Genomic DNA, 10,659 nt, shown 5'->3' with positions numbered 1-10,659 from the left:
CGCTCGACCTCCCCGGCGGTGAAATCAATGCGGGCCAATAGAGCTCACCCTATCGGCTCGCACGACCTGCAATCAATAGCCAGCCTGCATACCAGACGCGATGTCAAATGTTGGATCGACGGTTGTTCAGTCGACGATCAGCGCTCCTCGACTCACGAGGAGTATGCGACCCTCCCTATGATGGCGCAATAATGCTGTTCGAATGTGTAAAGTATCTCGACGTCAAGGTGTTTTTCGAGCTCGCACGATGCCGAACGCGAAAACGCTCATGCGCGGCCGGCTCCGGCATTCTTCAGCCTCGCTGCGCGGCCGCATGCCTTTTCCATACTTGGGGCGCGCGAAGTCTTCGTCGGCTCGACGTCTATCGAGCTTTCCGTAGTCCATGACATCGCTCGACCCTCGCTTGCAGGGCGCTCATCGGCATGCATGCCGATGTCGTTGCCGTCGCGTACGGGGCGCTTTTCCACGAGGCACCAGCCGTCCTGCTTCCGGGCTACTGGATCTGCTGGAAAGTCGACAAGGAGCCGACGCGTGCGGGCTCGCCGAACCCTCTGAATGCGCACCCGATAGAGAACGTACGGTGCCGGGGAATTCGAGGCCATCGTCCGCGCCCTCCTGACAAGGCCACCCCGTCCGCGACGCAGTCGCGTTCCGCCCCTCCTTGTCAAGGAGGGGAAGTCGCGGGCTGGTGCTTTCCCCTCTTCCTACGAGAACGGTTGCGCGTTGACAAGGTGTAGCTTTCCCCTCCTGTCACGAGGGTCACAAGGAGGGGGTGGCGAGGGCCGGAAGCGACAAGGCCGCGGACGGCGGGTATCTCGCCCGCCGCAAACGTCTGCAGCGAGGCACCGACGCTGGCCGCGGCGGTCTGACATAATGACTTCAAACAGGCCTTCCAAAGTTGCACCTTCTTCCGCCCGAGTACTCGATAGACGCCGGAACGGCGGCCTTTTCGCCGCGTCGCGATACCGTGGCTGTCCCTGTGTTGTGGATCACGGTATTGCTGTCCGTGCTCCTTCATATTGCGGTCCTGTACTTTCTGCCGCCGCTGCGACTTGCGCCGCGCCTCGCGGATCCGGAGCCGCTCGCCGTGGAGCTGGAGCCCAGACGGCCGGCACTCGAGGCGCCGGTGTCGGTGCCCAAGCCCGCATTCGTTCCGCCGTCCGCGCCGCGCACGCCGCCATCGCGTCCCGCGATCTCCGCGCCTCGGGCAGCGAAGCCACCGCCGCCTAAGTCCATTCCGGCGCCTGCGCCTTCCAAGCGACCCGCGCCGCCCCCGATCATGACCGCCCCGCCGGCCCCGGAGGCGACGTTACCGGCTGTGCCCGCTGTGCCGGCTATGCCGCCCGAGCCGGTCGCGCCGGAACCAGCCGAACCGCCCCGCGCCGGCGATCTTTCCTCGTACATCGAAGCGCGACGGCGTGCGCGCGGCGAATCGGCCTCGCCGCCAACGCCATCGAGCGTGCAATCGACCCAGTCCGACGAGGAGGCGAGGCGCAACCAGATCGTGGCTCGGAATCTCGGTCTCGGGCGAACGCCGGTTTTCGGCGGCTCGCGCAACCCGGGCGGCGGCATCTTCCAGATCACGCGCCTGCACTACAGCAACGCCGAATTTCTCTTCTTCGGCTGGAACAAGGAGATCCGCCGCAACACGAGTCAGCGGATCGAAGTGCGCAAGGGCGAGTACCGCGACATCGAGCACGCCGTCATCCGCCGCATGATCGCGATCATCCGCGAACACGAGTCGGGCGAATTCCTCTGGGAATCGGATCGCCTCGGGCGCGATGTCGTGCTTTCCGCGCGCCCGGCCGATGACGCCGGACTGGAAGATTTCCTGATGCGGGAATTCTTCGGCGAGCCGCGCCGGGAGGTCGGTGCGGCTGGCGGGCGTTCCGCGCTGCCTACCCCGTAAGACGGGTTCGTGTGCGAGGCGCTCGATGCGTTTCTTTGCCCTCCATGGTCGCTCGCCGAAGGCGGACAGGGATTCAGTCAACCTTCAAGCCGAGAGCCTTCACCACTTTCGCCCACTTGGCAACTTCGGCATGAATCTTCGCATTAAGCTCTTCCGGGCTGCTGGTCTGGGGAACCATCCCGGTGGCATCGAGCCGCGCTCGCACATCCGACAGCGTCAGGACCTTGGCCGTTTTCGCATTCACTTGGCTGACGATTTCCTTGGACGTGCCGGTCGGCATCACCAGCCCGTACCAGGCGCTGGTCTCGTAGCCCGGAACGCCGGCTTCCGCGACTGTCGGCAGATCCGGCAGGAAAGGCGAGCGCTGTGCCGTGCTGACCGCAAGCCCGCGCAATCGACCCGCCTTGAGCTGGGTGATGCATGAAGGTGTGGTTGTGAACCCGACCTTGGCCTCGCCCCCGACCAGCGCCAGCACCGAGGGTCCGCCACCCTTGTAGGGCACGTGCAGCATGTGGACGCCCGTCATGTTCTTGAAGAGCTCGCCGGCGAGATGCGGGCCGCTGCCGATGCCCGATGACGAATGGCGGAGCTCACCCGGCTGCGCCTTCGCGAGCGCGACCAGTTCCTTCACCGACTTCGCCGGTATCGAAGGATGCACGACCACGACGTAGGCCGTACCGCCGAGGTGCGTTACCGGCACGAAATCCTTGACGAGGTCGTAGCCGAGCTTGCGATAGAGGGTGGCGTTGACCGTATGCGTACCGGTCATGAGGAACCAGGTATGGCCATCGGGTTGCGATGCCGCCGCGAGCGCCGCACCGATGTTGGCGCCGCCCCCTCCGCGGTTGTCGATCACGATCTGTTGCCCCAACGCTTCACCGAGGCGGGTGCCGATCGCCCGCGCCATCGTGTCGGTGCCGCCCCCGGGCGGGAACGGTACGACGAAGCGAATCGGACGGTTGGGATATTGCGCCGCGGCCGGCGCGAGCCACGTCAAGCCGCAGATCAGACAAAGGAGCCAGGTACGATAGCCAGCTTTCATTTCTGATCCTCCTCCGGTTGTTCGCCCCATAGGGCGCTAAACCTGTTTCATCTCATCTCGATCGTGTTTCCTCCGCATCCAACGTCGATGTTTGGTGTGTGTACTTCGGCGCCACGGCAACACGCATCACGAATCACATGCTATTCCATTGTGCTGCGGCGGCTATGACATTCGCAGTATCTGCCGTTTTCAGCAGCAGTCAAGCAACTCGAACGCTTTCAGGGCGACAGTGGCATGGCTCCGCCTATCCGGGTCGAATGAACCGGGACAGGCGATATCTCGCGCGCCTGAATCAGGCAACCATTGCAGGCGACCCGACGAGCGGCCGGCCGATTAGGTGGCAGCGGCGCCGGTACGGAGGGCTTTGAACGGCTCGCTGGCCGTGGTGACCTTCACGTACTTTCCAGGCGCGGCTCGAACGGCTCTATTCGGGGCGTTGCCGGGGATGGAGCGCAGCGCTTGTGGTGGACTTCAAAACAATTCACCTCTTTGCCAAGGAGGCGCGCAACACGCTATGCGGGGAGTCGGTGGTCCAAAGCCGCTACGGCTTCTCGGCGACGACCTTCCCGTTCTTCATGACGTAGATCGGCGTCCCGTGCATCTTCGCGATCTTGCGCGCCTGCTTGGCCGCACGGCGGAGCGAACGGGCGACAGCTTTCGATAATTCGTTCGGCTTCGGCTTGGCATTCCGACTCACGGAAACTGCTCCACCAGAGATGGGGACGAAGCCGAATTATCGTACACCGACCACCGGTCTGCGAGCGGACGATAAACGCGTTCGAAGTTCCGCCAACCGCGCGCGAAACGCCGGATCACGTCTGCCTTCGGGACATTGTGGCCGCCTTGCCTGACACGCGTTCTTATGCGTCCCATCGCCAGGCGAGGCGAGCGCAGCTTCAAGTAGACGATTTCGATACGATATCCAACTCGCTTCATCTTCCGCAGGCGGCTAGCGTAACCAATACCACTCAACGTGCTCTCGAACGCGAAACTCTCGCGTGCCCTCACCAGGCGATCGATCTCGGCCAGGACCAGCCTTCCTGCAGCCAATGCGGCTGCGCGAGGCGCGAGCGGCGAAAGACCGCTTGCGATCAGATCGGCGTTCACGAAGTGAATGAGGCTGGCTTCCTTCGGCAGAAAATCCCGAGCGAACGTCGTTTTCCCCGCACCGTTCGGGCCGGCAATGACAATGCAGCGCGGTCGACGACCGGACCTTCGCTTCGCCTTAGCCATCATGCGCCTTGCGATGGGTCATCCATGTTCTGCACTTTCCCGACCCTGTAGGACGGCATCCAACGCCTCGAGCATCCATGCGCGGGCCCTTGGCGCCGACTCGGCTTTTCGCAGTCTTTGAAGCGGCGTAGCCATGCCGGCTCTTCGGACCGTTACCCAAAAGGCACGGTCAATGTCTCTCGACCGGCACCGTCGCCTGGAACGACGGCCTTGCTGCAATCGGCCCGTACCACGCGCACAGCTTCGGCCGCCCGTCGCGCCAGCGGAAATCCGCAATCCTCGCTTCGAGCCCGAGCGCGCAACCCAGCGTAGTCTGCGCCAGGTCGAGGGGACCGTGCATCCATGGACGATCGATCTCGCGCTCCCACAAGTCCGCCATGCGTTCGCTGCGCGCGCGCTCGTGTGCGATCACGGTCGGCGATTGCTCGTCACGCGGGCGCCCGAGCTCGCGGCTCCAGACCGCCAGCCCGTCCATCATGCTGCGGGCGAGCGCTTCCAGACGTCGCGCCTCCCAATCCTGCCCGTGCCCGCGAAAGTCCGGGCCCGAAGAACCGGATAGGCGATCCAGATAGTCGCAGATGAACGCCGACTCTTCCATGCCGACGCCGTCGTCGCGCACGAGGTAAGGAACGCGTCCGGAAGGATTGACCTGGTAGTAGGGGCTGTCCGCGAGGCGCGTCCGCGCGAATACGATCTCCACGCGGTCCTGCAAGCCCTTCTCCAGGATTACGATCCGCACGATGCGGGCATACGGTGAGCCCGGGGTGATGTAGAGCTTCATGGCACGTCGCGTCTCTCGTGAAGCGTCGCGCGAAGTATGCGGCTTTCGCGCGCCGGGCGTCCATTGGCTTAGAGTGGCGCGGCAACGTTGGACGTCTCGGTTCTCATCAGGTCGAACCGCTTCGTCGCGGCCGTGTCTCGCCCTTCTTCCGCGACAGCAGACGCGTTTGCATCGCACATAGTTCGACCTTCCCCCGCCAGTCCACGCCCAGAGTACGATGTCGTCTCCACCTGTCGGGAGCACCGTATGAAGCTATCGCCCGAAACGCTCAAAGCCATGATCAAGGACTACAACGGCATCCCGCTCTCCGACGTGGAGCTCGAGCTCGTATGGCCCGAACTGGAGAACTACATCGCGGCCGTGGAGCAGCTCGATGAGCTCGATCTCTCGGCGCTTTTCTCCAGCCGTTTGCTGCGCGTGGCGGAGTGATGGCCATGAGCGCGGACGATTTACTACAGCTCACGTTATCCGATGCCGCTGCTGCGATCCAAAAGAAGCAAGTTTCGCCGGTCGAGCTGACCGAAGCGGCGCTCGCTAGAGCCGAGCGGCTGCAGCCCCTGCTCTACTCCTTCATCACCATCCTCTACGACGGGGCGAGGCGTCAGGCGAAGGAGGCCGAGGCTGCCCTGATGCGCGGCGAGTATCGCGGCCCTCTCCATGGAATTCCGATCGGCATCAAGGATAATCTCGCTACCGCCGGCATTCGATCGACGGTCGGCTCGAAGGTGTTGGCGGATTACGTTCCGGACGAAGACGCCGAGGTGGTGCGGCGCTGCAAGCAGGCGGGTGCGGTCATCGTCGGCAAGGAGAACCTGGAGGAATTCGCCGCCGGCATGACCTCCAACAACATGCACTACGGGGCAGTGCACAATCCGTGGAACCTCGATCACGTACCCGGCGGATCGAGCGGCGGCGGCGGCGCCAACGTGGCCTCCGGCGTCACCTTCGCATCGCTCGGCACGGACTTCGGCGGCTCGGTGCGCCTGCCCGGAACGTTCTGCGGGATCGTGGGGCTGAAGCAGACGTTCGGCCGCGTGAGCCAACGCGGGCTCATGGTGACGAGCTACAACGGCGATCACATCGGCCCCATGACCCGAACGGTGCGCGACTGCGCGCTGATGTTGCAGGTGATGGCCGGCTACGACCCGCTCGATCCGAGCACCGTGCCGGTTCCCGTTCCGGACTACACCGAGCACCTGGGGAAGGACGTCCGCGGACTCCGGATCGGGGTGCCCGCCAATCATTATTTCGAGATGCTCGATCCCGAGGTCGAGGCCGCCGTCCGGCAAGCCATCGTCGCGCTGGAAGCGCTCGGCATGACATCACGGAAAGTGTCGCTTCCGATGATGAAGTACGCGGGCGCCATGCGCCTTCCTACCATGGCAGACACTGTGGTCACGCACGAACTGCTGATCAAGAAGGGCCGCGCGGACTACGGCCCCCATGTTCTCTATCGCACTCTGGCGGGTCAGTTCGTTTTGGGAACGGATTATGCGAAAGGGATGAAGGTCCAGCGCCTCATCAAGGAAGAACACGCCCGCGTGCTGCAGGAGGTCGACGTTCTGGTGACGCCCACGGCCCCGATTCCCGCCCCGCGCATCGCCGACAACAACGTCGTCGTGGGCGGCAAGACGCACCCCGTGCGCGGTCCCGGCTCGGGGAGCGTATCGAGAAACACGAGCCCCAGTAACGGGACCGGCTTGCCGGCAATCAGCGTTCCCTGCGGCTTCACGAAGTCCGGCCTGCCGATCGGCATGCAATTGATCGGGCGGCCGTTCGAGGAGGCGCTTCTGCTGCAGATTGCGCACGCCTACGAAGCGGTGTCGCCCGCTCGGGGGCGGCGGCCTCCGGTTGTGGAACGGAGATAACGCCGACGGCAGTGCCGGCGATGGCGTGCAGCATTCGAGGTAGCGAAAGATTCCCCTTCTCGACGAGGAGGGGCTCGACACGCTACGCGTGGAGGGGGTGGTCGTCGCGCTAACCCTTCGACAATCCGCTCGGCTTCACGTGCTCAGACTGGCAGACACCGCCGAAGCAAAAGCGATCAGCGGAAGAACTCCACTTTCGCCTCGCGGAACCAGAGAAAGTTGGCCGGCGCAGCCGAGATCGGCCCGTTGATGGCAAACACGGCGATCTCGAACCTGTCGCCAGGCGACACGAGATTGCTGCCGAGCACCAGGCGGTTGGGCATGTTGAATCCCTGGATGGTCGCCGGGCTCGGGCGGCCAGCAGCGCGTGGCATTTCGCCGTTGACCCATACTTCCGCGTAGTCGTCGACGTTGACGCGCAAGACCGCTTTCGCGCCGGCGGTCTCGAAGCCCAAAGCGCTTGCTGGAATCGTCAGCGCCGTGCGAAACCAGAAGAACGATACGATGCCGCCGCCGCGCTTGCCGCCGAGATCGGAAGGCGGGACCACCTCCCATTCCGAATCGTCGAAGCCGAGCAATTCAGCGTGGGGCTCCACATCGTACGTGGTCTTGAATTCCGGCCGCGAATCGGTGAACGCGGGACACTCGACGAGCTTCGCTTCCCGGCCCCGCCATATTGCGCCGAAGGCCGCCGACCCGGCTTCGGTCATGAGATCGACGACATGCACCGGCGGCACCAACGGTGCGATCGGCGGCTGCGGCTGCAGCAGCGGCGGGATCGGGGGCGGCAGCGAATGCGTGGGGCGGGTGTACTTGTTCGACGGCATCTGTCAGCCCTTTCGGTTGGAGGAGTCGGCCAAGCGGTTCGCGACGAGAAACTGAATGTAACCGTAATCTTTGCCTGCCTTGTACGCGGCAACGAGGCGCGTTTCAGCGCTGATGCGTGTGACAGCGCTCTTGCAGTTGGAGCAGCAGCGCATTTCAGAACGTCGGAACGCGTCTGCCCAAAGAGATGATGGGCCAGGGATCTCACGTAGCGCATTTTGCTACATTTTTAGCCCATTTACTCAGGAGTCAGTAAGTGGGGCGACACATTCAGCTATGGCTACAGGAAGCAATTCTAGGGAATCTGTCGACTAAGCAAGCGACTGGTGAGTAAGAACAACGATCTCTGTGCCAGTCGGGACAGGTGGACGATGCGCAAGATCGAGCAGGCTGGTTGAATCGATCGGACGATCCCCTCGCGAGACCTGGTCCGTGGCGTTCGGTGATCGTTTGTGCTCGTGGCATCATGCGAATCTGCGATGAAACCATCACTGCTCAATGGATCGATCCATTGGCCGCTAATGTTCTTGGCAAGTGGGCACACGGCGACCACGAAAGAGGCCGAGAGAGCTCAATACATGGCAAGACGGGCCAGGAACGGCACGGCATACGCGTTGTTGGATCTTGCGGCGTCGGTCCCGTGGTGGGTTGCTTTAACGCTGGCGCCCATCCTCTACTTGCTTCTGCACAGCTTCGCCTCGCAGCCGATTGCTCCACCGACCCAACCTGGGCAGATCGGGACGTTCGCGACGAGCGCTGTGTTGCGCGGTTTAGCCTCCGCCAGTCAATACGTCTTGCCGCTTATTTGCTTGGCCGGGGCCTTGGTTTCAGCTGTGCGCCGGAAGAAGCGACAAGACCTGGCCAGTGACGCCGCACGTGCCGAAGCGACGCGTGTGGCGAATGGAATGACTTGGGCCGAGTTCGAGATGCTGGTGGGCGAAGCGTTTCGGCTTCAGGGCTACAAGGTGGAAGAGACCGGGGGTGGTGGAGCGGACGGAGGAATCGATCTGGTTCTCACCAGGGACCGCGAAAGATTCCTCGTCCAATGCAAGCAGTGGCGGGCGTTCAGCGTCGGTGTGGAAGTCGTGCGAGAACTCTATGGCGTGATGGCGGCGAGCGGAGCGACGGGCGGTTTCGTCGTGACTTCGGGGCGATTCACAAAATCCGCGCACGGGTTTGCCGATGGCCGCAACATCCACCTGCTCGACGCGCCGAAGCTTCACACGCTGCTCGAACCGGCGAGGTCCGTCTCCATGCGGAAGTCCGCTGCATCTTCGAGCGTCGTTCAAACACCATCGATTCCGGAGCTCAGCTCAGTCTCCCAGCCGCACTGTCCCGCCTGCGGAAAACCGATGGTCCGGCGCACCGCGAAGCGCGGAGCGAAGGCCGGCAATGAGTTCTGGGGTTGCTCGGGCTATCCAGGATGCCGGGCGACACGGCCCATTTCATAGAGATGAAAATGAACGGGGCCGTGCGGCTCTCTTAGAGCAGGCGCTCGCCGCACTTTGCCTACACTGTCGATAGCGATTACGCAGCGATCGCCGTCGCCCGCACAGCCTCCAATACACGCACCAGGTCATCAATCTGCGCCGAGCTGAAGAGACCATCTGGTCACGCCTCGGAGTTCCGGTACTTCTCGATCAGCTTGCGACGAGGTCGGACAACGAAATTGTCGAGGTTCATCGCGGCAACTTCGGTTCGCAGCAGCGCGGCAACTTGCGCCCGCACTTCCGGCTCGGACTCGGGATGACCGAGCCCCGCATCTCTGATCTCCGCGGCTTTGAGCGGCGATTCAGTCGCTTGCCGCTGGTCCAGCTCCGCGATCAGTTCGAGCCGCGTTTTGAACAGGCGCTTACCGAGCGATTCGGTCAACGCTCCGTCGGTGGCCGGAATGTCCTGGCTGAAGTATTCGAGGTTCTGGCAGTAGTCGAAGAGGTAGAACTGTTCCTTGTGCTGCCCCGGCGCGAACAGATCTGGTAGTGGCGTTCGACGATCTTGCCGTCAATGGTCGCTTCACCCAGCGGCCGGCGCGTGCCGCGGCGCTGGATCATGAGTTCCAGCTCGGCCTTTTTGAAGAATCCCTGCACACGGCGCGGCGGATAGTGCGTGTCGTCCCAGCGCCAGTGTTCATAGCCGTTGGTATAGAAGATGATCGGCCGTTGCCCGAACTGGTGCTCCAGGCAGTCGGCGTAGAGCTTCGCCTGCTGCTGGCCGACCCGTGCGTCGCGGCGAGTGCGCTTGGCCTCCACCAGGCCCAGCGGCTTGCCGTCGTCGCCCCACAGAACGTAGTCGACGAAGCCCTGTTCCTTCTGGTTGGGCATGCCGCTGACTTCGAACTCGCGATCGCGAGCCTGAGCGAGCGGCCAGCCGGCCTCCTTGAGCAGGAGATCGATGAAATAGTCGCGCGTCTCAGTTTCGGAGTAGTCGTGCGTGTCGGGCTGTGCAGCGGCGGCCTTCTTCGCCGCAGCCACCTCGGCGCGCAGGCGCTGCAGCTCCTCATCGAGCACCGCCTTGTTTGAGAGCAGCGCCGCGAGCTTCTCGTCGCGCTCGTGCAGACTCGCTTCCAGCCGCTGCAATTGCTCTGCTGTTTGCACCGCGGCGGGCGCCGGCTTCGGCAGCAGCGCCGCATTGAACGCGAGTCCCGGCGGCGGCCGGTCCGCGCGGCCATAGGTGCGCGCGAGCCAGTAGCAGACATGGAACAGCTCGCGCAGCGCGACGAGCGCATCGTTGGACACAATCGCGCGATGGCCGTGCACGGCCTGGTTGCCGAGCGTGTTGATCACGCGCGCCTTGCTGAACACCGCCTCGCCGGCGGCCTGCTTGAAGCTCGGCTCGTGAATCAACGCCGAAAGACTGTCCTGGTAGGGCAGCTTGAGTGCCGGATCGAACGTGTACGCCCAGCGCACCGCGAGTTCGAGCGTGCGCCGCGCATAGAAACAGGCCGTACGCGGATCGGCATGGACCGCTGCCTCCGCCCGCGCCGCCGCATCGAAGACCGCGG

General features: G+C 63.6%; 10 protein-coding genes. 4 read left to right on the top strand and 6 right to left on the bottom strand.

Annotation, left to right across the window (positions count from 1 at the left end; genetic code table 11):
- Nucleotides 1–967 precede the first annotated feature (967 nt).
- On the top strand, nt 968–1,909 hold the full coding sequence (locus GEV05_07535; GenBank protein MPZ43236.1) for a hypothetical protein: 942 nt from the start codon (nt 968–970) through the stop codon (nt 1,907–1,909).
- 73 nt (nt 1,910–1,982) lie between these two features.
- On the opposite strand, the gene GEV05_07530 is transcribed toward GEV05_07535, so the two are convergent.
- From GEV05_07530 to GEV05_07520, 3 genes are all read right to left on the bottom strand, one after another.
- A complete protein-coding gene (locus GEV05_07530) occupies nt 1,983–2,951 on the bottom strand; it encodes a tripartite tricarboxylate transporter substrate binding protein (protein MPZ43235.1) in 969 nt (322 codons plus the stop codon).
- Between the two features lie 693 nt (nt 2,952–3,644).
- Complete coding sequence (locus GEV05_07525) at nt 3,645–4,184, bottom strand: AAA family ATPase (protein MPZ43234.1); 540 nt, start codon at nt 4,182–4,184, stop codon at nt 3,645–3,647.
- A gap of 169 nt (nt 4,185–4,353) precedes the next feature.
- Complete coding sequence (locus GEV05_07520; GenBank protein MPZ43233.1) at nt 4,354–4,965, bottom strand: glutathione S-transferase; 612 nt, start codon at nt 4,963–4,965, stop codon at nt 4,354–4,356.
- Nucleotides 4,966–5,211: 246 nt separating this feature from the next.
- Here GEV05_07520 and GEV05_07515 point away from each other — a divergent pair, with 246 nt between their 5' ends.
- Nucleotides 5,212–5,394: a hypothetical protein gene (locus tag GEV05_07515; GenBank protein ID MPZ43232.1), complete on the top strand. Its 183-nt coding sequence runs from the start codon at nt 5,212–5,214 to the stop codon at nt 5,392–5,394.
- Complete coding sequence (locus tag GEV05_07510) at nt 5,394–6,833, top strand: Asp-tRNA(Asn)/Glu-tRNA(Gln) amidotransferase GatCAB subunit A (GenBank protein ID MPZ43231.1); 1,440 nt, start codon at nt 5,394–5,396, stop codon at nt 6,831–6,833. The genes GEV05_07515 and GEV05_07510 overlap by 1 nt, the downstream gene beginning before the upstream one ends.
- Before the next feature lie 176 nt (nt 6,834–7,009).
- On the opposite strand, the gene GEV05_07505 is transcribed toward GEV05_07510, so the two are convergent.
- The gene (locus GEV05_07505; protein ID MPZ43230.1) at nt 7,010–7,660 is read right to left on the bottom strand and encodes a hypothetical protein; all 651 of its coding nucleotides are present in this window, start codon (nt 7,658–7,660) and stop codon (nt 7,010–7,012) included.
- 576 nt (nt 7,661–8,236) lie between these two features.
- Between GEV05_07505 and GEV05_07500 the strand changes: the two genes are divergently transcribed.
- On the top strand, nt 8,237–9,109 hold the full coding sequence (locus tag GEV05_07500; GenBank protein ID MPZ43229.1) for a restriction endonuclease: 873 nt from the start codon (nt 8,237–8,239) through the stop codon (nt 9,107–9,109).
- Nucleotides 9,110–9,269: 160 nt separating this feature from the next.
- Here GEV05_07500 and GEV05_07495 read toward each other — a convergent pair whose 3' ends face one another.
- Nucleotides 9,270–9,530: a hypothetical protein gene (locus GEV05_07495; GenBank protein ID MPZ43228.1), complete on the bottom strand. Its 261-nt coding sequence runs from the start codon at nt 9,528–9,530 to the stop codon at nt 9,270–9,272.
- On the bottom strand, nt 9,527–10,659 hold a 1,133-nt coding region (locus GEV05_07490; GenBank protein MPZ43227.1), incomplete at its 5' end, for a DUF4145 domain-containing protein. The genes GEV05_07495 and GEV05_07490, both read right to left, overlap by 4 nt.

This window comes from Betaproteobacteria bacterium (genome assembly GCA_009377585.1).
Lineage (GTDB): Bacteria > Pseudomonadota > Gammaproteobacteria > Burkholderiales > WYBJ01 > WYBJ01.
This window is presented reverse-complemented; position numbering and strand designations above follow the sequence as displayed.